This is a genomic window from Streptomyces sp. NPDC056144 (genome assembly GCF_042264145.1).
Taxonomy (GTDB): domain Bacteria; phylum Actinomycetota; class Actinomycetes; order Streptomycetales; family Streptomycetaceae; genus Streptomyces.
The window spans coordinates 72,321-93,679 of sequence record NZ_JBHJVF010000004.1 but is presented as its reverse complement, the minus strand read 5'-3'; the positions used below and the strand labels follow the sequence as shown (position 1 = coordinate 93,679).

Genomic DNA, 21,359 nt, shown 5'->3' with positions numbered 1-21,359 from the left:
TGCTCAGCTGCAACCGCTGGTCGAGCCGCAGCCCTCGCAGATGTAGCAGGAGCCGGCGCGCTGCATCTTCGTCCCGCAGGAGAAGCAGAGCGGGGCGTCGGCGCTGATGCCGAGCTGCATCTCGACGAGCTCCGCCGAGGTGTGCGCCTGCTTGGGGGCCGGGACCTCGGCCTTCGGGGCCGGGGTCGCGACGACCTTCAGCTCCTGGGCGCGCGGGGCGGACTGGGCGAGGGTCTCGATGTCGAGCTCCTCGTCCTCGGCCTGCTCGTACGAGCCGGTGTCGAGGTGGCGCTGACGCTCCTCGGCGGAGTGGATGCCGAGGGCGGAGCGGGTCTCGAAGGGCAGGAAGTCCAGCGCCAGGCGGCGGAAGATGTAGTCGACGATCGACTGCGCCATCCGCACGTCCGGGTCGTCCGTCATGCCGGCCGGCTCGAAGCGCATGTTGGTGAACTTCGAGACGTACGTCTCCAGCGGGACGCCGTACTGCAGACCGACGGAGACGGCGATGGAGAAGGCGTCCATCATGCCGGCGAGGGTCGAGCCCTGCTTCGACATCTTCAGGAAGACCTCGCCGAGACCGTCGTCCGGGTAGGAGTTGGCGGTCATGTAGCCCTCGGCGCCACCGACGGTGAAGGAGGTGGTGATCCCCGGGCGGCCCTTGGGGAGGCGCTTGCGGACCGGGCGGTACTCGACGACCTTCTCGACGGCCTCGCGGATCGTCGCCTCGGACTTCGCGGTGACCTCGGCCTTCTCGTCCTCCTTCTTCTTGGCGGAGAGCGGCTGGCCGACCTTGCAGTTGTCGCGGTAGATCGCGAGCGCCTTGACGCCCATCTTCCAGGCCTCGAAGTAGACCTCCTCGACGTCCTCGACCGTGGCCGTCTCCGGCAGGTTGACGGTCTTGGAGAGGGCGCCGGAGATCCACGGCTGGATGGCGGCCATCATGCGGACGTGGCCCATCGCGGAGATGGAGCGCTCGCCCATGGCGCAGTCGAAGACCTCGTAGTGCTCGGTCTTCAGGCCGGGGGCGTCGATCACGTTGCCGTGCTCGGCGATGTGGGCGACGATCGCCTCGATCTGCTCCTCCTGGTAACCCAGGCGGCGCAGGGCCTGCGGGACGGTGCCGTTGACGATCTGCATCGAGCCGCCGCCGACGAGCTTCTTGAACTTGACCAGGGCGAGGTCGGGCTCGAGGCCGGTGGTGTCGCAGGACATCGCGAGACCGATGGTGCCGGTCGGGGCGATGACCGAGGCCTGGGCGTTGCGGAAGCCGTTCTTGGCGCCGAGGCGGATCACGTCCTGCCAGGCCTCCGTGGCGGCGGCCCAGATCGGCGAGTCCAGGTCGTCGAAGCGGACGGCCTTGGTGTTCTCGTCGGCGTGCTGCTGCATGACGCGCTGGTGCGGCTCGGCGTTGCGGGCGTAGCCGTCGTAGGCGCCGACGACACCGGCGAGCTCGGCGGAGCGCTTGTACGAGGTGCCGGTCATCAGGGAGGAGATGGCACCGGCGAGGGCGCGGCCGCCGTCGGAGTCGTACGCGTGGCCCGTCGCCATCAGCAGGGCGCCGAGGTTGGCGTAGCCGATGCCGAGCTGGCGGAAGGCGCGGGTGTTCTCGCCGATCTTCTCGGTGGGGAAGTCGGCGAAGCAGATGGAGATGTCCATCGCGGTGATGACGAGCTCGACGACCTTGGCGAAGCGCTCGACGTCGAAGGACTGGTTGCCCTTGCCGTCGTCCTTGAGGAACTTCATGAGGTTGAGCGAGGCGAGGTTGCAGGACGTGTTGTCCAGGTGCATGTACTCGCTGCACGGGTTCGAGCCGTTGATGCGGCCGGACTCGGGGCAGGTGTGCCAGTGGTTGATCGTGTCGTCGTACTGGATGCCCGGGTCCGCACAGGCCCACGCGGCCTCGGCCATCTTGCGGAAGAGCGCCTTGGCGTCGACCTCCTCGATGACCTCGCCGGTCATGCGCGAGGTGAGGCCGAACTTCCCGCCGGCCTCGACGGCCTTCATGAACGTGTCGTTCACGCGGACGGAGTTGTTGGCGTTCTGGTACTGGACGGACGTGATGTCGTCGCCGCCCAGGTCCATGTCGAAGCCCGCGTCACGGAGGGCGCGGATCTTCTCCTCCTCCTTGACCTTGGTCTCGATGAAGTTCTCGATGTCGGGGTGGTCGACGTCGAGGATGACCATCTTGGCCGCGCGACGGGTGGCGCCGCCCGACTTGATCGTTCCCGCGGAGGCGTCGGCGCCGCGCATGAAGGAGACCGGGCCGGAGGCGTTGCCGCCGGAGGAGAGGAGCTCCTTGGAGGAGCGGATGCGGGAGAGGTTCAGGCCGGCGCCGGAGCCGCCCTTGAAGATCATGCCCTCTTCCTTGTACCAGTCGAGGATGGACTCCATGGAGTCGTCGACGGACAGGATGAAGCAGGCGGAGACCTGCTGGGGCTGCGGGGTGCCGACGTTGAACCAGACCGGCGAGTTGAAGCTGAAGATCTGGTGCAGGAGGGCGTAGGCCAGCTCGTGCTCGAAGATCTCGGCGTCGGCCGGGGAGGCGAAGTAGCCGTAGTCCTCGCCGGCCTTGGTGTAGGTCTTCACGATCCGGTCGATGAGCTGCTTGAGACCGGTCTCGCGCTGCGGGGTGCCGACGGCCCCGCGGAAGTACTTGCTGGTGACGATGTTGACCGCGTTCACCGACCAGAAGTCGGGGAACTCGACGCCACGCTGCTCGAAGTTGATCGAGCCGTCGCGCCAGTTGGTCATGACGACGTCGCGATGCTCCCACGCCACCTCGTCGTACGGGTGCACTCCGGGGGTGGTGTGGATGCGCTCGATACGCAGGCCCTTGCTCGCCGACTTGGATCCCTTGGTGCGGGAACCACGTGCCGGGCCGCTCGCCGTCTCTGTCATGCCGCCTCCCATATACGGGCAAAACACACTTTGGCACCCAGAAAGTCCCAGGGCACCGTCTTCAGGTACACGTTCTGTACTGCTGCCACAGGGACCTCGAAGGGGTCACCCGGGGCACGTTCAGGGGGCCGCTCGACGGCGGCCGGTCGCCGGACCCCGCAAGGGCCCGGACCGCCGATCAGTCGGCGGTGGCGACGGGAACGGGGGCCTCGGAGGCCGCACCGGTCCCGCCGTTCTCAGCGGGAGACCGCTCGCGGAGTTCCACGATGGCGGTCTCGAAGTCTTCGAGGCTGTCGAAGGCCTTGTACACGGACGCGAAGCGCAGGTACGCGACGAGGTCGAGTTCCCGCAGGGGGCCGAGGATGGCCAGACCCACGTCGTGGGTGGTCAGCTCGGCGCTGCCGGTGGCGCGCACCGCCTCCTCGACCCGCTGGCCGAGCTTGGCGAGGGCGTCCTCGGTGACCGGTCGCCCCTGGCACGCCTTGCGGACGCCGGAGATGACCTTCGTACGGCTGAAGGGCTCGGTGACACCGGACCGCTTCACGACCATGAGCGAACACGTCTCCACCGTGGTGAAACGGCGGGAGCAGTCGGGACACTGGCGACGGCGTCGGATCGACGTCCCGTCGTCCGTGGTGCGACTGTCGACGACACGGCTGTCGGGGTGCCTGCAGAAGGGGCAGTGCATGGCTTCCGACCCTCCCTCACGGCACGACTGATGAGCCTCACGGGGCATCTGAGGCCCCTGCGAAGCGACCTCCAGCATAGGCGATGGCAGCGGTTCCGGCAGACCGGGACCACTACCCCTGGGCGGTCGGTGCCATCCAACCACTAGATCTTGGGTTGGGGACGATTTCGCCGCCTGCGCGTGTCGCGGGCCGTCCACCCCCGGGATTCCGGGCCTCGGATGCGAGACTGGAGGGGCGCCGCGAGGCACCCCGACGCTCGGCGATCCCGCCGCGAAGGCTAGCGTAATGCCCGAATTGGGAGGACGCGGGGCGCCGGAGTGACGGTACTCATACACCCCCGCACGTGCACACGTAAGGCGATCTGCGATTTTTCACTCGAACGTGTGTTTGGCGCAACCTTTCGAAAGCCACTACCGTTGTGCCAGCCAGGGAGACACTTTCGAGAGGGGCCGACGACGTGACCACCACCGCAGACAGTGCCACCATCACCGCCCAGGACCGCTCCCAGGGCCGACTCGAGCCGGTGCACGCCATGAATGACGCAGCCATGAACGGCGAGGAGCCCGGGCGACCCGCCCGCGCCCTCCCCGGGCGACCTCCAGGCATCAGGGCGGACAGCTCCGGCCTCACCGACCGGCAGCGCCGGGTCATCGAGGTCATCCGCGACTCCGTCCAGCGCCGCGGCTACCCGCCGTCGATGCGCGAGATCGGCCAGGCGGTAGGACTCTCGAGCACCTCCTCGGTGGCTCACCAGCTGATGGCACTGGAGCGCAAGGGCTTCCTGCGTCGCGACCCCCACCGCCCCCGGGCGTACGAGGTCCGCGGCTCGGACCAGCCCAGCACGCAGCCCACGGACACCACGGGCAAGCCCGCCGCGTCGTACGTCCCCCTGGTCGGCCGGATCGCGGCCGGTGGCCCCATCCTGGCCGAGGAGTCCGTCGAGGACGTCTTCCCGCTCCCCCGGCAGCTGGTCGGCGACGGCGAGCTGTTCGTCCTCAAGGTCGTCGGCGACTCCATGATCGAGGCCGCCATCTGTGACGGCGACTGGGTCACCGTCCGCCGCCAGCCCGTCGCGGAGAACGGCGACATCGTCGCCGCCATGCTCGACGGCGAGGCCACGGTCAAGCGCTTCAAGCGCGAGGACGGCCACGTCTGGCTGCTCCCGCACAACGCCGCGTACCAGCCCATCCCCGGCGACGAGGCCACCATCCTCGGCAAGGTCGTGGCGGTGCTCCGGCGGGTGTGACGCCCTCACCGGCCCCTGATCGGGCCCCGGGACCCTCTGCGCCGGTCCCGGGGCCTTGCCGTGCCCGCGGAGGCACGGCAAGGGATCAGTTGTTCTCCGCCTTCGACGCGGCGTCGATCGCCGCGAGCGACTTACGGACCTGATTGCGGTCCGTGGTGTACCAGAAGTTCGGCAGCGAGGCCTTCAGATAGCTCCCGTACCGTGCGGTCGCCAGCCGGGGATCGAGCACCGCGACGACACCGCGGTCGCCCGTCGCGCGCACGAGCCGACCGGCACCCTGGGCCATCAGCAGGGCCGCGTGAGTCGCCGCGACCGCCATGAAGCCGTTGCCACCCGCTTCCTCGACCGCCTTCTGCCGGGCACTCATCAGCGGGTCGTCCGGGCGCGGGAACGGGATCTTGTCCATCACGACCAGCTGGCAGCTGGGTCCGGGGACGTCCACGCCCTGCCAGAGCGACAGCGTGCCGAAGAGACAGGTCTTCGGGTCCGCGGCGAAGTTCTTGATCAACTCACCGAGGGTGTCCTCGCCCTGGAGCAGGATCGGCAGCTCCGGGTTCCGGCTCCGCAACTCCTCGGCAGCCTGCTGCGCCGCCCGCATCGAGGAGAACAGGCCGAGCGTGCGCCCGCCGGCCGCCTCCATCAGTTCGGCGAGCTCGTCCAGCATGTCGCCGCGCTCGCCGTCCCGCGCGGGGCGTGACAGGTGCTTGGCGACGTACAGGATGCCCTGCTTCGGGTAGTCGAACGGAGAGCCGACGTCGAGGCCCTTCCAGACCGGCAGGTCGTCACCCTTCGTGCCCTCGGGAGCGAGACCGAGCGAGGCCCCCACCCCGTTGAAGTCGCCGCCGAGCTTGAGCGTCGCCGAGGCGAGCACCACGGACCGCTCGGTGAAGAGCTTCTCCCGGAGCAGGCCCGAGACGGTGAGCGGCGCGACCCGCAGCGAGGCGCCGAAACGGTCGTGGCGCTCGTACCAGACCACGTCGTACTCGGAGCCCTGGGTGATCCGCTCCGCGACGCCGTGGACGGTCTCCACGGAGGCCATCGCCTGCTTGCGGACGGCGTCCTCGTCCTGCACGGACCGGTCGCGCGTGTTCCCCAGGGCCGTGATCACCGCGCGGGCGGCGTCGCGCAGCGCCATCAGCGCGTACGCCAGATCCTCCGGAATCTGCTCCAGGCGACCCGGAAGGGCGAGCTCCATGACCCGCTCGAATCCCTCGGCGGCGGTCTGGAGCTGGTCGGCGACCTTCTCGTCCACGAGCTTCGAGGCGCGGCGCACGGCACGGTTGACCTGCCCCGGCGTGAGCTCGCCCGTGGCGACGCCGGTGACCCGGGAGACCAGCTCGTGCGCCTCGTCGACGATCAGCACCTCGTGCTGCGGGAGCACCGGGGCGCCCTCGATCGCGTCGATGGCGAGCAGCGCGTGGTTGGTGACGACGACGTCGGCGAGCTTGGCGCGCTCCCGGGCCGCCTCGGCGAAGCACTCGGCCCCGTACGCGCACTTGCTCGCACCCAGGCACTCGCGGGAGGAGACCGAGACCTGCGCCCAGGCCTTGTCCGAGACGCCCGGGGTGAGATCGTCCCGGTCGCCGGTCTCCGTCTCGTCCGACCAGTCCCGGAGCCGCAGCAGGTCCTGGCCCAGCTTGCTGGTCGGCGCGGCGGCCTCGAAGGGGTCGAACAGGCCGTCCTCCTCTTCCTGCGGGACCCCCTCGTGGAGCCGGTGCAGGCAGAGGTAGTTCGACCGGCCCTTGAGCATGGCGAACTGCGGCCGACGCCGCAGCTGCGGGTGGAGGGCGTCGACCGTCCGGGGAAGATCGCGCTCGACGAGCTGGCGCTGGAGCGCCAGGGTGGCCGTGGCCACCACGACCCGCTCCCCCTGGGCAAGGGCCGGCACGAGATAGCCGAGCGACTTGCCCGTGCCGGTGCCGGCCTGGACGAGGAGGTGGGAATTGTCGTCGATGGCCTCGGCCACGGCCTCGGCCATGGCGACCTGGCCGGGGCGCTCCGTGCCGCCGACGGCGGTGACGGCGGCGTGGAGGAGCTCGGGGAGGGATGGCTTCGTCATAGCGCTTCCAGCCTACGGGGCCGCACCGACAGCCCGGGCCCCGCGCGCCTCATGCGAGCGGGTTGGGGACGGTCTCGTGGACGGCCGCGTGGGGGCGCTCGGGCCGGTCGCGGTAGCCGTCGAGGTGCAGCCGGTTCCGGTTGAGGCAGAGCCGCTCGATCCGCGGGGTGAGGAGATCGAACAGCTCGAACCGTTCCTTCAGCTCGGGGAAGCGCGCCTGGTGGCGGAGGATCTCCGCGCGGACGAGGTCCCAGAATTCCGTCTCGGACACGCCGAGTTGGTCCTCGCAGAGCGGCGCCAGATAGCGGAAGACGCCGACGAAGAGCCCCGAATGGATGAACTGGGTGAGGAAGGCGGGCTCCTCGGTGAGGAGTACGTCGCGGACGTCGTCGGGCATCGCTTCGTGCTCGGGGAGCGGCCGGCGGCTGATGTTCACGTCGTCGACGAAGTCCTTGATCGCGAGCCGTACGGGGACGTCCTCAGTGTCGTAGACGACGATCGCGTTCTCGCCGTGCGGGGAGAAGACCGTGCCGTACCGGTAGAGGAAGTGCAGGAGCGGGGGCAGCAGCGCGGCGAAGAGGTGCTGGAGCCAGACGGCGGGGGCGAGCCCGGAGCGTCCGACGAGCTCGGCGACGAACGCCCGCCCGTCCGGGTCGACGTGGAGCAGCGAGGCGAGAGTGCGGGCGCGCTCCCCCGGGGGCACTCGGAGCGGCTCGCGCCAGATCGCGCCGAGGAGTTCCTTGTACTGGTACGGGACTTCGGGCAGCCGGTCGTAGAGAGGGTGCTCGACGGTGACGGAGGCGACCTCGCCGAGGAGGATCACTCCGCACTCGTCCCGCAGGAAGGGGTCGGCGTCGCGCAGGCCCTGCACCCAGGCCGTGACGGCGGGGGCCGCGAGGGTCCGCTCGGTGGGCAGTCCGCGCCAGACGAGGGTGTTGAGGACCGAGAGCGGGAGCTTGACGGTGTGCCGTTCGGGTCGGCTGGTGTTGAGGAAGGTGCGGACGGACTGCTGGGGCAGGCGGAGGTCGCCGTCGGTGAAGAGCGGGACGACGGCGCCGGAGGCGACGGCGGGGGCGTAGAGCGGGAGCAGGACCTCGTCCCACTGCCAGGGATGGACGGGCAGCAGGAGGTAGCCGTCGGGGTCGTGACCGCGGTCGGCGAGGGCGGCGCGGAAGGCGGCGTGGGTCTCGGGGTCGAGTTCCCGGCCGTAGAGCCGGTCGGGGGTTTCGAGGCCGGTGACGCCGCGGTAGGCGGCGATGTCCTTGCTGACGGCGATCCACGGGAGGCGGGTGGCGCGGCGGGCCTCGGGGGCCCAGCGGGCGGCGTCGGAGGCGGAGAAGCCGATGCGGCCCTTGTTGAGGACGATCCAGGGGTGGCCGGTCTGGTGTCCTTCGAGTTCGGCGTAGGACAGGTCGGCGAGGCGGTCCGCCGTGACGGCCGTCATGTCGAGGCGGGTGTCGGCGGCGAGGGTGGCGGAGAGCTCGCGGATGAGATGGCCGAGGGTCGCGCCGTCGAGGCGGAGGAGGTTCCGGGCGCGGAGCAGGAAGTCGAGCGGGTCGGTCGCGGGCCGGCCCTCGTGGGCGATCGAGTCGGCCTCGACCCGCCAGCTGCCGTAGGCGCCGCGTCGGGCACGGAACGTGAGCGTGGTGGCGTCGTCGAGCCGGAGCTCATACCGGTCGGGGTCGTCACCGCCGGCCGGGGCGGGGAGGACGATCTCCTCGTACGCGAACTCGGCGAGGGCCTTGGCGAGCAGGCGGGACGAGGCCTTTTCCCAGGCGGCGGCCGACAGCTCGGGGGGTGCGAGCAGTGGTGCGGAGTCGTGGGGTGCAGGGGACATCGACACGAAGGACTCCTCGAAGTGGGAACCATGACGGTTCGAGCGACGTATAGAGGGCATAGATTGCTCACGGAGAGTGACGAAGGGCCCGCTCGCGGACCATGAGCGCGGCACGTTTGTCGGGGAGGTCGACTTCCGCGGTGCGGTGGAAGCCGGCTCCGAGGAAGGCGGAGACGGAGGGGGTGTTGCGGATGTCGGGTTCGGCGACGATCCGGGTGCAGTGGGGGCGGCGGTCGAGGGTGAGGTCGGCGACCGCGCGCAGGAGAGCGGTGCCGACGCCTCGGCCGCGGTCGGTGGCGCCTCCGATCAGCAGATGGATACCGGTGTCGTGCGGGCGGGCCGGGTAGTACCGGGCCAGCGGGTCGAGGTCGGCCCGGTAGATCTCGAAGTAGCTCATCGGCACGGAGTCGAGGACGCCGAGGCAGGGCACGCTCCGGCCGTCGCCCTCCAGTTGGGCGCGGAGGTGCTCGGCGGTCACGGTATCGGGGCCGGCGAGCTCCCAGTAGGCGGCGACGGCGGGGTCGTTCATCCACGCGGTGAGGAGCCGCAGATCCTTGTCGGGGCGTACGGGGACGAGCTGGAAGTCGCCGAAGGGGGTCGGGGTCCGGCCCCAGTCGGCGACGGAGTCGAGGAGGTCTCCGTCGGCGTGGTCGCCGCCCGGTGCGGGGGGCGGGGTTCCGGCGGCGAGAAGGGCGACGAGCTCGTCGACCCGCAGGTCGACGGTGTCGTCCCCGGCCCGGTCGGCGGGGGTCTGGTGGGGCGGTGGCACGGTGTCGCTCTCCTCGACGGGCGGGCTTGCGGGCAGGCGGGCTGGTGGGCAGATGGACGGGCGGGGCCGCTCCGGCGACGGGGTCAGGGCCGGGGTCGGGCTCAGGGCAGGGGTCGGGGTCAGGTGCGGAGGGGGTTGGTGACGGTGACGTAGACGGACTGGGTGTCGACGGGGCCGACGAGTTCGTCGAGGCCGTGGAGGCGGGTGAGGAGGTTGGCCTTGGTGCGCAGGGTCGCGGCCTCCAGGAGGCGGTGCGGGAGGGGGGAACCGAGGCTGGTGGCGGAGGTGAGGAAGCTGCGGAAGGCCGCGAGGAGGACGCGCTCGTCGGCGAGGCGCTGGGAGCCGAAGGCGCCGATCAGTCCGAGGACGTTGTTGATGCCGAGGTAGTAGGCGAAGCGCTCGTCGGTGACCTGGTCGGAGACGAAGGTGTCGCTCCGGGCGCCGATGCCGGGGAGACGGTGCTCCAGCTCGGCGCGGTGGGACTCGCGGAAGTAGTAGCCCTGGTTGTCGCGGTAGCGGCCTCCGACGGGCCAGCCGTCCGCGTCCAGGAGGACCAGGGTGTTCTGCTGGTGGGCCTCCAGGGCGATGCCGGCGTGGCCGTCGAGCCAGAGGACCGGGCGGACGACCTGGTCGAGGTAGCGCAGGAACCACTCGGCGGCGACGGCCGTCGTGGGGCGGCCGGTGCGGGCGGAGAGCCGGCCGATGACGTCGGAGAGCCGGGAGCGCAGGGTCGTGCTTCCGGGCCAGGGACGGGGGGTGGTGAGGGAGGCGATGCAGACGGCGTCGTCGCCGGGGCCGAAGGGGTTGTGGCGGATCATGACGTCGAGTCCGGGCACGGGGGTGCCGTCGGGGTTGTCCACGGCGATCCAGGCGGGGTCGCGGACGATGTCGAAGCCGGGGTGCGCCGCCTGCCACTCGTCGACGAGGCCGGTGCGCAGCAGCCGGTGGACCTCGACCCCGCGGTGGAGCTCCTTGCGCAGGTTCTCCCGGCGGGAGTTGGTGATCCGCAGACCGAGGGAGAGCTTGAGCATCGCCCGGGCGCCGGGGCGGTGGACCGTACGGACGGAGGAGGTGGGGTGCCAGGGGCTGCCGTGGAGGCCGAGGTCGTGGAGGAGGCCGGCGTCGAGGAGGGCGCGGACGTCGGGGCGGTGGAGGAGTTCGCGGGCCTGCCAGGGGTGGAGGGGCAGGGGTGCGGTGCCGGCGGGGAGGGCGAGGCCCTCGGCGAGGCCGGTGGTCAGCTGCTCGGCGGTGACGTGGCGGCCCTGTTCGGTCCAGGCCGAGTCGGCGGCGAGGACGGAGGGGTCGACGGCGATCCAGTGGAGGGGGAAGGAGCCGTGGAGTTCGGGTGAGTAGAGGCGGGCCTCGGCCTCGGAGAGTCCTTCGCGGCTCTTGGGGGTGGGGTGGAGGGGGTGGCCGAGGAGCAGGGCCTGTTCGGCGGCGAGGAAGAGGTCGGCGTCCGGGTGGGGCTGGGGGCTGAGGCGGCGTTCGGCGAGGAAGTCGGCGGTGCGGCGGGTGGAGTCGGCGACCCGGCCGACGAGTTCGGTGCCTTCGGGGCGGCCGGTCTCCCGGCTGAGCAGAGCGGCGACGGTGACGGCGTCGACGGGAGGGGCGGAGGCCGGGAGGCCTTCGAGTGCGGGGGTGCCGAAGCGGTGCCAGCCGGTGGCGGACCAGTAGTGGACGGGGACGAGGAGGGCGGTGCCGCTGGCGTCGAGGGGGACGCGCAGGGTGGTGGAGTCGGGGGCCGGGAGGTTGCGTTCGCGGATCCAGCAGCGGAGCAGGTTCTCAATGGCGGCGACGTCGGCGGCGCGCCGCGGGTCGGGGTCGTCGAGGGGGTCGGGCGCGTCGGCGGCGGTGGAAGCCGGGCGGGCGGGCCTGAGGTCGTACGGGCCGATGTGCTGGCGCGGGACGAGGTGCTCCTCGACGGCGTGGGGCGCTGCGGTGTCGGTCGCCTGGGAGATCGGGGTGGCGTTCACGGGGCTTCCTTGGAGTGGGGCCGGGGGCGGTCCGGGGGCGGTCCGGGGTCAGAGGACGGTCCGGGGGCGGGGGGACGGTCCGGGGGTGTTCCCGGGAGCGCCGGTCGCGGGGGTGTGGGCCCGCTCGGCGGCGGCCAGGGCGTCGGCGAAGCGGTCGAGGACGGCGGTGGCCTGCTCGTCGGTGAGGGTGAGCGGGGGCAGGAGCCGGACGACGGCGGAGTGACGACCGCCCAGTTCGACGATGAGTCCGCGGGCGAGGCACTCCTGCTGGACGGCGAGGGCCAGGGCGGGGGCGGCGGGTGGGACGGGGTCGTCGGGGCCGGCGGCCTCGGGGTCGACGAGCTCGACGCCGATCATCAGGCCCCGGCCGCGGACGTCGCCGACGCAGGGGTGGGCGGCGGCGAGGCCCTGGAGCCGGCCCAGCATGCGGGCGCCGAGCAGGCCGGCCCGTTCGGCGAGCCGGTTCTCGCGGACGTAGGCGAGGGTGGCCGTGCCGGCGGCCATGGCGAGCTGGTTGCCGCGGAAGGTGCCGGCGTGGGCGCCGGGTTCCCAGGCGTCCAGTGCGGAGCGGTAGACGACGACGGCGAGGGGAAGGGAGCCGCCGATGGCCTTGGAGAGGACCATGACGTCCGGGACGACACCGCTGTGTTCGACGGCCCAGAAGGCGCCGGTGCGGCCGACGCCGGTCTGGACCTCGTCGACGATGAGCGGGACGGAGTGGTCGGTGGTGAGGCGGCGCATCCGGCGCATCCAGTCGTCGGGGGCGGGGATGACCCCGCCCTCGCCCTGGACGGCTTCGACGATCATTCCGGCGGGGCTGGGGACCCCGCTCTTGGGGTCGGTGAGGACGCTCTCCGTCCAGCGGGCGGCGAGCTCTGCGCCCCGCTCGCCCCCGACGCCGAAGGGGCAGCGGTACTCCTGCGGGTACGGCAGCCGGGTCACCCGGACGTCGGTCGCGCCGCCGGAGGCGGCCAGGGCTCCGGCCGTCATGCCGTGGTAGGCGCCCGAGAAGGCGAGGAGGCCGTCGCGGCCGGTGGCGGTGCGGACCAGTTTGAGGGCCGCTTCGACGGCGTCGGTGCCGGCGGGACCGCAGAACTGGATGCGGGCGTCGTCGGCGAGTTCGCGCGGGAGCGTGGAGAACAGCTCCGAGGTGAAGGCGTCCTTGACCGGGGTGGCCAGGTCGAGGACGTGGAGCGGGGCGCCCGAGTCGAGGACCTTCCTGATCGCCTCCAGGACCACGGGGTGGTTGTGGCCGAGGGCGAGCGTCCCCGCGCCGGAGAGACAGTCGAGATAGCGGCGCCCGTCGGCACCCTCGATGGTCAGTCCCCTGGCCCGGACGGGGACGATCGGCAGGGAGCGGGCGTAGGTGCGGGCGGCGGACTCGCGCTGCGACTGGCGGCGCAGGATGCCCTCGTACGCGCGCCGCCGGTCGGTCGCGTCGTCCGCCCCGTCGTCCGGGTTCTGCGTCCGCGCGGCCGGCGTGACGGCCGGAGCTGGTTCGGTCACGGCCACGGCTCGGTGTCCTCCCGCTGTAACAGTTGCGTTGCACATCGGGGCGGTGCGGAGCCGCCGCAAGGGCCGTCCTGAACGCCGCCGTTGTGTCCCCCGTACGTACCAACGACGAGAACTGCCGGGGATCACGGGCCCGGCGGAAGGAAGTTGGCGTGTCCCGGATCACGGCATGGCAACGGCCGTACGGATTCGGAACCGTCGCCGGGGCGGGTACCGTCCCCTCCGGCACCGGCATAGTGGAGGGCCGTCGGTCGTCTCCCGCGAGGACACGGCCGCCCGTTCACCCATGCACACGTTGATGTAGTCCCAGGGGGATCACGAGATGCGATCGATTCGTCCGCTGCTGACGGCGGCTTCCGCCGTCGCGGTGCTGACGCTCACCGCGACGGCCTGCGGGCCGACCGAGGAGAACGCGGGAGACAAGCCCGGCGCGCCCGCGAGCCAGGACCCGTCGAACCCGGCGAACCCGGCCGACAAGATCCAGATTCCGGCGGACCTGAAGGACCGCCTCAAGGAACACGGGATCGACGTCGACAAGTGGCGGAACGGCGAGTGGCGCAACTGGGACCGCGACAAGTGGCTGCGTGAGGCCAAGGACTTCGTCAACCCGATCATCGAGGACCTCTGGGACCCGGACCGCATGCGGGACGCCGAGCGTCCCGACAAGCCGGTCGAGGAGGAGGACATCTCCGGCGACGAGGGTGTCACCGACCCGACGCCGGACGCCGTGAAGGCGAAGGCCGTCGCGCCGAAGTACCACGCCAACGCTCCCGAGTCCGGCAAGGTCTTCTTCGACGGCCCCGAGGGCTCGATGGTCTGCTCGGCGACCGTGGTGAAGGACCCCGCCCACCCGGGCAAGTCCAACCTGGTCTGGACGGCCGGGCACTGCGTCCACAAGGGCAAGCTGGGCGGCTGGTACCGCAACATCGCCTTCGTCCCGTCGTACAACGACGCCGCGCTGCCGACCTCCGACCTGGAGAAGGCGACGCGCGAGCAGATCGCGCCGTACGGCGTGTGGTGGGCGGACTGGGTCAAGACCTCGGACCAGTGGATCGCCCAGGGCGCTGCCACGGGCGGCGCGGGTGCCCCGTACGACTTCGCGGTCATCCAGGTGACCCCGGAGAAGGGCGGCAACGGCAAGTCGCTGGAGGAAACCGTCGGTTCGGCGCTTCCGGTGGAGTTCAACGCGCCGGCCGTGCCGAAGATCGCGAGCCTGACGGCCACCGGCTTCCCGGCGGCCCCGCCGTACGACGGCCAGAAGATGTTCCAGTGCCAGGACAAGCCGGGCCGCCTGTCGCTGAAGGCGGAGCAGCCGACGATGTACCGGATCGGCTGCACCATGACCGGCGGTTCGTCCGGCGGTGGCTGGGTGGCCAAGGGCCGTGACGGCAAGCCGGCGCTGGTGTCGAACACCTCGATCGGCCCGTCGACGGCCGGCTGGCTGGCGGGTCCGCGACTCGGCCCCGAGGCCAAGGCCATCTACGACGAGGTCAGCAAGAAGTACGCCGGGCGCTAAGGCGCGGCGCGGAGGCGGGGCCCACCCGGGGTCCCGCCTCCTCTCATGTCTCACAGGGGGAGCACGACATGCGTTCCGTACGACTGATATCCACCGCCGTCGGCGTGGCCGCGGCGCTCGCGCTGACGGCCACGGCCTGCGGCCCGAGCGAGGCTCCGGAGGCCGACAAGCCGGCCGCCGGGGCGAGCGGTTCGGCTTCGGCCACCGCCGGCTCGGGTGCCGACGACGCCGGCGGCGACCTCGCGAAGGATCTCGCCGGAAAGCTCAAGGAGCACGGCGTCGACCTGGAGAAGTGGAAGGGCGGCGCCTGGAAGGACTGGGACCGGGAGACGTGGCTCCGTGAGGCCGAGGACTTCGTCAACCCGGTGATCGAGGGCCTCTGGGACCCGAGCCGCATGCAGTCGGCGAAGAGCCCGGACCAGACGATCACCGCGCAGGCCGGGACGGGCGGGACGGACCCGACGCCGCGGCCGGTCAAGGCGCAGCGGGAGAAGACCCCGTACCACAACAACGCGGCCCCGGTCGGGAAGCTCTTCTTCGACTCCCCCCAGGGCCACATGGTCTGCTCCGGCACGATCGTGAAGGACCCGCGCAGGCCCGGGAAGTCGAACCTGGTCTGGACGGCCGGTCACTGCGTCCACGCGGGTGGCGGCGGCGGCTGGTACCGCAACCTCACCTTCGTGCCGGCGTACAACGACCTCGGCAAGTCGGCCTCCGCGCTGCGGAACGCCCAGCCGCACGAGATCGCGCCCTACGGGCAGTACTGGGCCGACTGGGCCGTGACCTCGGGCGAGTGGATCCAGCGCGGCGGGTCGAACCAGGCCTGGCCGTACGACTACGCCGTCCTGCACGTGCAGCCCGAGCGGGGCGGCAAGTCCCTGGAGGAGACCGTGGGCGCCGCGCTCCCGGTCGACTTCTCCGCGCCGACGGCCGCGCGGGCCGGGACGATGGGTGCCTGGGGCTACCCGTCGGCGCCGCCGTACAACGGCCTGATCATGCACAAGTGCCTGGACCGGCCGACGCGGCTCACCACGGCCCCGGCCACGCCGACGATGTACCGGATCGGCTGCACGATGACCGCCGGTTCGTCGGGTGGTGGCTGGTTCCGCGTCCTGCCGAACGGGAAGACGGCGCTCGTGTCGAACACCTCGATCGGCCCGGCCGGCGGCAACGGCTGGCTCGCGGGACCGCAGCTGGGTCAGGGCGCCAAGGCCGCCCACGACATGGTCAGCAAGAAGTTCGCGCGCTGACCCGAGGTCGGCACGGCGGAACAGGCTGAACACGGCTGAACACGACAGAGGGCGCTGTCCTCCTCCCCCGAACGGGAGGAGGACAGCGCCCTCCGGCTTGGTGCCGTGGCTCAGTGCGTGGCGGGGACGTACGGCGCGAGCAGCGCCGCCAGCTCCTCGTGCACCCGGGCCTTGAGCAGGGTGCCCTCCGGGGTGTGCTCCTCGGACTCCACCTCGCCCTCGGCGTGCACCCGCGAGACGAGTCCGCCGTGCGTGTAGGGCACGAGGGCCTCGAGCTCGACCTCGGGGCGCGGCAGCTCGGCGTCGACGAGCGCGAGCAGCTCGGCGATGCCCTGGCCGGAGCGGGCGGAGACCGCGATGGAGTGCTTCTCCGTCCGCAGGAGACGCTGGAGCACCAGCGGGTCCGCCGCGTCCGCCTTGTTGACGACGACGATCTCCTTGACGTTCACCGCGCCGACGTCCCGGAAGACCTCGCGCACGGCGGCCAGCTGCTCCTCCGGGGCCGGGTGCGAGCCGTCCACGACGTGCAGGATGAGGTCGGAGTCCGCGACCTCTTCCATGGTGGAGCGGAACGCCTCGACCAGGTGGTGGGGCAGGTGCCGGACGAATCCGACGGTGTCGGCCAGGGTGTAGATCCGGCCCGTGGGCGTCTCGGCCCGGCGCACGGTCGGGTCGAGGGTGGCGAACAGCGCGTTCTCCACCAGCACGCCCGCACCGGTGAGGCGGTTGAGCAGGGACGACTTGCCGGCGTTGGTGTATCCGGCGATGGCGACCGACGGCACCTTGTTGCGACGGCGCTCCTGCCGCTTGATGTCGCGGCCGGTCTTCATCTCCGCGATCTCCCGGCGCATCTTCGCCATCTTCTCGCGGATGCGGCGCCGGTCGGTCTCGATCTTGGTCTCACCGGGACCACGGGTGGCCATGCCGCCACCGCCGCCGCCACCCATCTGACGGGAGAGCGACTGACCCCAGCCTCGCAGTCGCGGCAGCATGTACTGCATCTGCGCGAGCGCGACCTGCGCCTTGCCCTCTCGGGACTTGGCGTGCTGGGCGAAGATGTCGAGGATGAGGGCGGTCCGGTCGACCACCTTCACCTTGACGACGTCTTCGAGGGCGATGAGCTGGCCGGGGCTGAGCTCGCCGTCGCAGACGACGGTGTCGGCGCCGGTCTCGATGACGATGTCGCGCAGCTCGCGCGCCTTGCCGGAGCCGATGAAGGTCGCCGGGTCCGGCTTGTCACGGCGCTGGATCACGCCGTCGAGTACGAGGGCGCCCGCCGTCTCGGCGAGGGCCGCGAGCTCCGCGAGGGAGTTCTCCGCGTCCTGCACCGTCCCCGAGGTCCAGACACCGACCAGCACGACGCGCTCCAGGCGCAGCTGGCGGTACTCGACCTCGGTGACGTCCTCGAGCTCGGTGGAGAGGCCGGCGACACGGCGCAGGGCCGCACGCTCGGAGCGGTCGAACTGCTCGCCGTCCCGCTCTCCGTCGATCTCGTGGCTCCAGGCGACGTCCTCTTCCATCAGGGCATCGGCCCGAAGGCTCTCGGTACGGCTCGTCTCCGCGAAGCGCTGCTCGTCCTGGGAAGGGGAAGAAGAGGAGGTCATTGGGTCCTTACGTCAGATGAAGCGATGAATCCTGGTGCGGGGGTCCTGGTGGGACACCGGGATACCTCCGCCTTGTTCGTCGCAACGCGTGACGGCTCCGGAAGATTCCCGGATCCGGCCGCGTCGCCGACCCGACGATGGTGGCACGGTCCCGCCCGGCCCGTCACGCGGGTTTCGGGGCCGACCGCACGGCCCGGACCGGGCCGGACCGCCAGTCGGGGTGCCCGGGCATGGGCGGGGTCTTCTCGGCGTACAGCCACGCGCGGAAGAAGGCGGTGAGGTCCTTGCCGGAGATCTCGGCGGCCAGGGCCGTGAAGTCGGCGGTGTTGGCGGTGGCGTCCCGGTGGTCGGCGACCCAGCGGCGCTCCAGGCGGCGGAAGGCGTCGGTCCCGATCTCCTGGCGAAGGGCGTAGAGGACGAGGGCGCTCCCGTCGTAGACGACGGGCCGGAAGAGGCTGATCTTGTGGCCGGGCGAGGGCGGCTCGGGGGCGGCCGGCGGTCCGCCGTCGGCACGCCAGGCGTCGGAGGCGGTGTACGCGGCCTTCATGCGGCGCTCCAGGGACGGGCCGCCGTTCCCCTCGGCGTACAGCGCCTCGTACCAGCTCGCGTGTCCCTCGTTGAGCCACAGGTCGGACCAGGTGCGGGGCGAGACGCTGTCGCCGAACCACTGGTGGGCGAGCTCGTGGACCATGACCGAGTCGACGTACCACTCGGGGTAGGCGGGCTCGGTGAAGAGGCGGCGCTCGAAGAGGGAGAGGGTCTGCGTCTCCAGCTCGAAGCCCGTGTCGGCGTCGGCGACGAGCACGCCGTAGGTCTCGAAGGGGTACGGGCCGACCTGGCGCTCCATCCATTCCAGGTGGCCGGGGGTCTTGCGGAGCCACGGTTCGAGGAGTTCCCGGTCGGCGGTGCGCACGACGTCCCGTACGGGCAGGCCCCCGGGACCCGTGCGGTGGACGACCGAGGAGGCGCCGATGGAGACCTGGGCGAGCTCGGTGGCCATGGGGTGGCGGGAGCGGTAGCTCCAGGTGGTGGTGGCGCCGTGGGTCTCGCGGCCGGTGGGCAGGCCGTTGGCGACGGCGGTGAGGCCGTTGGGGACGGTGATGCGGAAGGTGAAGTCCGCCTTGTCCGCCGGGTGGTCGTTGGAGGGGAAGACCCGGTGGGCCGCGTCGGCCTGGTTGGCCATGGCGAGGCCGTCGCCGGTGCGGACCCAGCCGCCGGTGTCGGCGGGTCCGGTGGGGTCGCTGGTGTGGGTGACGGTGATCTCCACCCGGTCTCCGGCCTCGACGGGGACGACGGGGGTGACGATCAGGTCCTCGCCGCTGCTCTCGTACGTGGCCGGCAGGTCGTCGACCGTGACGGCGGAGACCTTTCCGTGGGTGAAGTCGAGGTTGATCCGCTCCAGGTCCTGGGTGGCGAGGGCCTCGATGCGGGTCACGGCCGCGAGCGGCCGGGTGTTCTCCCCCGGATAGGTGAGGTCGAGCTCGTACGCGAGGACGTCGTAACCGGGATTGCCGAGGTGCGGGAAGAGCGGGTCGCCGATGCCGAGGGGCGCGGGGGCGGGCAGCGCGGCGGCGAGGAGTCCCGTCGAGGCGGCGACGAGGACGGCGGCGCGCAGCCATCGCGCGCGGGACGGCGGGTTCTGGAGGAGCGGCATGGGCCAGGCCTTTCCGGAGGACTGGCCCTACGGCTACCAGGGCTTCCCCCGCTCCCCCGGGCGGCGCGCTCGCCCGCCACCCGAAGGAGGTCACGCGGAGGGCTCCGCCTCAGACATCGCGCGGTTCGGCGGGGCCGCGGCGGCGCGCGCGGTTCACGTCGTACACCCCGGGCACGTCCTTCATGGCCCGCATCAGGGCGGGCAGCCCGGCGGCGTCGGGGAGGTGGAGGGTGTACGTGTGGCGGACCCGCTGCTCGCTCGGCGGCTCGACGGTCGCGGAGACGACGGCGGCCCCGGCGGTGGCGATGGCCTCGGTGAGGTCGGCGAGGAGCCGGGGCCGTCCGAAGGACTCGGCGACGAGGGTGACGCGGCACTGGGCGGCGTCGCCCCAGCGGACGGCGACCGGCTCGCGGCCCACCTCGCGCATGGTCGCGACGGCTTCGCAGCCGGCCCGGTGGGCGGTGACGGACCCGCCGCGGACGCGGAAGCCGGTGATCTCGTCGGGCGGTACGGGGGTGCAGCAGCCGGCCGGGCGGACGGCGACGGGCGGCCCGCCGTCGAGGTCGGCGTGGAGCTCGGCACCGGAGCGCCGGTCCGCCGGCACGCTCGTCCGGGGCCGGGGCCCCGCGTCGGCGGGGGCCGCGGCGGCCTCGGGATGGTCCTGGAGCCATCCGGTGATGGCGATCCGGGCCGCGGGGGTACGGGCGTGGTCGAGCCACTCCGGAGAGGGCCCGGAGACGGTGTCCTGGGCGGTGTCCTGGGCGAGCAGCAGCTGTACGGCGTCCCCGTCGGCGAGCACGGTGCTCAGGGGGGTCAGGCGGCCGTTGACGCGGGCGCCGAGGCACCGGTGGGCGTCCTCGCCGTGCTGGGCGTAGGCGGCGTCGACGCAGCTGGCGCCGACGGGGAGGCTGATCGCGCCGGGGGCGCCCGGATCGGCGGGGAAGACGGTGATCTCGTCGTCCTCCGCGAGGTGGGCGCGGAGCGAGGTCCAGAAGGTGTCGGGGTCGGGGGCGGACTGCTGCCAGTCGAGGAGCCGGGAGAGCCAGCCCGGCCGGGTGGGGTCCACGCGCTCGCCGTCCTCGGGCCCCGGAGCCGGGAGGGACGGCCCGGGGGCGCCCGGGGCCGCCCGGACGGTGTCCGGTGCCCCGCCCTCGTACGGGTTGCCGAGGGCGACGACCCCGGCCTCGGCGACCGTGTGCATCCGCTGGGTCCTGATGAGGATCTCGGCCACGGCCCCGTCCGGGGCGGCGACGGCCGTGTGCAGCGACTGGTACAGGTTGAACTTGGGGGCCGCGATGAAGTCCTTGAACTCGGAGATCACCGGGGTGAAACAGGTGTGGAGCTCGCCGAGGACGGCATAGCAGTCGGCGTCCTCGGCGACGAGGACGAGGAGCCGCCCGAAGTCGCAGCCGCGCAGCTCGCCGCGCTTGAGGCGGACGCGGTGGACGGAGACGAAGTGCCGGGGCCTGACGAGGACCTCGGCGCCGATCCCGGCCTCGCGCAGGACGGCGGCGACCTGGTCGGCGACGGCGCCGAGGGCGTCCCCCGCGTGCGCGTTCGCGGCGACGAGCGCGCGCGTGGCCTCGTACTCCTCCGGGTGGAGGATCGCGAAGACGAGATCCTCCAGCTCGGTCTTGAGGGCCTGGACCCCCAGCCGTTCGGCGAGCGGGATGAGGAAGTCGCGGGTGACCTTGGCGATCCTGGCCTGTTTCTCGGGCCTCATCACGCCGAGGGTGCGCATGTTGTGGAGGCGGTCGGCGAGCTTGATCGACATCACCCGGACGTCGTTGCCGGTGGCGACGAGCATCTTGCGGAAGGTCTCGGGCTCGGCGGCGGCGCCGTAGTCGATCTTCTCGACCTTGGTGACCCCGTCGACGATGAACGCGACCTCGTCGCCGAACTCCCGGCGCACCTGATCGAGCGTCACCTCGGTGTCCTCGACCGTGTCGTGGAGCAGAGAGGCCGTCAGTGTCGTGGTCTCGGCGCCGAGTTCGGCGAGGATGAGGGTGACGGCGAGCGGGTGGGTGATGTACGGCTCGCCGCTCTTGCGGAACTGGCCGCGGTGCGAGGACTCGGCGAGGACGTACGCCCGGCGCAGCACCGCGAGGTCGGCCTCGGGGTGGTGGGCCCGGTGCGCCTCGGCGACGTGACTGATGGCGTCGGGCAGCCGGTCACGGGGGGCCGGCCCGGCGGTGGCGCCGAGGAGGGCGGCGCGGCCGAGGCGGCGCAGGTCGATACGGGAGCGTCCGCGTCTGCGGGCGGTCGTGTCGGTGACGGCGGCGTCCGCCGCGCTCACAGGGTTGGTGGCCTCTGCGCTCATGGGGCACCTCCGGCAACGTCGACCGGCGGTGG

General features: G+C 72.0%; 13 protein-coding genes. 3 read left to right on the top strand and 10 right to left on the bottom strand.

Features of this window, described 5'->3' with window-relative positions:
- Positions 1–3 precede the first annotated feature (3 nt).
- Both ACFC0Z_RS14490 and nrdR read right to left on the bottom strand, forming a co-directional pair.
- Entirely contained in the window at positions 4–2,898 is a 2,895-nt protein-coding gene (locus ACFC0Z_RS14490; protein WP_376436894.1) for a vitamin B12-dependent ribonucleotide reductase, read from the bottom strand.
- A 178-nt stretch (positions 2,899–3,076) separates the two neighbouring features.
- Positions 3,077–3,586 carry a transcriptional regulator NrdR gene (gene nrdR / locus ACFC0Z_RS14485; protein WP_376436891.1) on the bottom strand — a complete coding sequence of 170 codons (510 nt, stop codon included), beginning with the start codon at positions 3,584–3,586 and terminating at the stop codon, positions 3,077–3,079.
- Between the two features lie 458 nt (positions 3,587–4,044).
- On the opposite strand from nrdR, the gene lexA reads away from it, so the two are divergent.
- On the top strand, positions 4,045–4,833 hold the full coding sequence (gene lexA / locus ACFC0Z_RS14480) for a transcriptional repressor LexA (protein WP_024754934.1): 789 nt from the start codon (positions 4,045–4,047) through the stop codon (positions 4,831–4,833).
- A gap of 85 nt (positions 4,834–4,918) precedes the next feature.
- Here the strand turns inward: lexA and ACFC0Z_RS14475 are convergent, their stop codons facing one another.
- From ACFC0Z_RS14475 to ACFC0Z_RS14455, 5 genes are all read right to left on the bottom strand, one after another.
- Positions 4,919–6,892: an ATP-dependent DNA helicase gene (locus tag ACFC0Z_RS14475; RefSeq protein ID WP_376436887.1), complete on the bottom strand. Its 1,974-nt coding sequence runs from the start codon at positions 6,890–6,892 to the stop codon at positions 4,919–4,921.
- 49 nt (positions 6,893–6,941) lie between these two features.
- Positions 6,942–8,729, bottom strand: coding sequence for an IucA/IucC family protein (locus ACFC0Z_RS14470; RefSeq protein ID WP_376436884.1), 1,788 nt, complete (start codon positions 8,727–8,729; stop codon positions 6,942–6,944).
- Positions 8,730–8,796: 67 nt separating this feature from the next.
- Positions 8,797–9,498, bottom strand: coding sequence for a GNAT family N-acetyltransferase (locus ACFC0Z_RS14465; RefSeq protein ID WP_376436881.1), 702 nt, complete (start codon positions 9,496–9,498; stop codon positions 8,797–8,799).
- A 119-nt stretch (positions 9,499–9,617) separates the two neighbouring features.
- Positions 9,618–11,471 (bottom strand): IucA/IucC family protein, encoded by a 1,854-nt coding sequence (locus ACFC0Z_RS14460; protein WP_376436878.1) that lies wholly within the window; start codon positions 11,469–11,471, stop codon positions 9,618–9,620.
- 48 nt (positions 11,472–11,519) lie between these two features.
- Complete coding sequence (locus tag ACFC0Z_RS14455; RefSeq protein ID WP_376436876.1) at positions 11,520–12,983, bottom strand: diaminobutyrate--2-oxoglutarate transaminase family protein; 1,464 nt, start codon at positions 12,981–12,983, stop codon at positions 11,520–11,522.
- A 322-nt stretch (positions 12,984–13,305) separates the two neighbouring features.
- Here ACFC0Z_RS14455 and ACFC0Z_RS14450 point away from each other — a divergent pair, with 322 nt between their 5' ends.
- Together ACFC0Z_RS14450 and ACFC0Z_RS14445 are read left to right on the top strand one after the other, a co-directional pair.
- Complete coding sequence (locus ACFC0Z_RS14450; protein WP_376436873.1) at positions 13,306–14,499, top strand: trypsin-like serine peptidase; 1,194 nt, start codon at positions 13,306–13,308, stop codon at positions 14,497–14,499.
- Positions 14,500–14,567: 68 nt separating this feature from the next.
- Positions 14,568–15,749 (top strand): trypsin-like serine peptidase, encoded by a 1,182-nt coding sequence (locus tag ACFC0Z_RS14445; RefSeq protein ID WP_376436870.1) that lies wholly within the window; start codon positions 14,568–14,570, stop codon positions 15,747–15,749.
- Positions 15,750–15,859: 110 nt separating this feature from the next.
- Here ACFC0Z_RS14445 and hflX read toward each other — a convergent pair whose 3' ends face one another.
- From hflX to ACFC0Z_RS14430, 3 genes are all read right to left on the bottom strand, one after another.
- Positions 15,860–17,353, bottom strand: coding sequence for a GTPase HflX (gene hflX, locus ACFC0Z_RS14440; protein WP_376436867.1), 1,494 nt, complete (start codon positions 17,351–17,353; stop codon positions 15,860–15,862).
- Positions 17,354–17,516: 163 nt separating this feature from the next.
- Positions 17,517–19,007, bottom strand: a complete 1,491-nt coding sequence (locus ACFC0Z_RS14435; protein WP_376436864.1) for a M1 family metallopeptidase — start codon at positions 19,005–19,007, stop codon at positions 17,517–17,519.
- Between the two features lie 109 nt (positions 19,008–19,116).
- Positions 19,117–21,327 (bottom strand): RelA/SpoT family protein, encoded by a 2,211-nt coding sequence (locus ACFC0Z_RS14430; protein WP_376436861.1) that lies wholly within the window; start codon positions 21,325–21,327, stop codon positions 19,117–19,119.
- Positions 21,328–21,359 lie beyond the last annotated feature (32 nt).

Bases quoted from the DNA above. Each gene is read 5' to 3' on its own strand.
- ACFC0Z_RS14435 (WP_376436864.1), bottom strand. From the start codon at position 19,007: ATGCCGCTCCTCCAGAACCCGCCGTCCCGCGCGCGATGGCTGCGCGCC.
- ACFC0Z_RS14475 (WP_376436887.1), bottom strand. From the start codon at position 6,892: ATGACGAAGCCATCCCTCCCCGAGCTCCTCCACGCCGCCGTCACCGCC.
- ACFC0Z_RS14450 (WP_376436873.1), top strand. From the start codon at position 13,306: ATGCGATCGATTCGTCCGCTGCTGACGGCGGCTTCCGCCGTCGCGGTG.
- nrdR (WP_376436891.1), bottom strand. From the start codon at position 3,586: ATGCACTGCCCCTTCTGCAGGCACCCCGACAGCCGTGTCGTCGACAGT.
- ACFC0Z_RS14470 (WP_376436884.1), bottom strand. From the start codon at position 8,729: ATGTCCCCTGCACCCCACGACTCCGCACCACTGCTCGCACCCCCCGAG.
- hflX (WP_376436867.1), bottom strand. From the start codon at position 17,353: ATGACCTCCTCTTCTTCCCCTTCCCAGGACGAGCAGCGCTTCGCGGAG.
- ACFC0Z_RS14430 (WP_376436861.1), bottom strand. From the start codon at position 21,327: ATGAGCGCAGAGGCCACCAACCCTGTGAGCGCGGCGGACGCCGCCGTC.
- ACFC0Z_RS14490 (WP_376436894.1), bottom strand. From the start codon at position 2,898: ATGACAGAGACGGCGAGCGGCCCGGCACGTGGTTCCCGCACCAAGGGA.
- ACFC0Z_RS14445 (WP_376436870.1), top strand. From the start codon at position 14,568: ATGCGTTCCGTACGACTGATATCCACCGCCGTCGGCGTGGCCGCGGCG.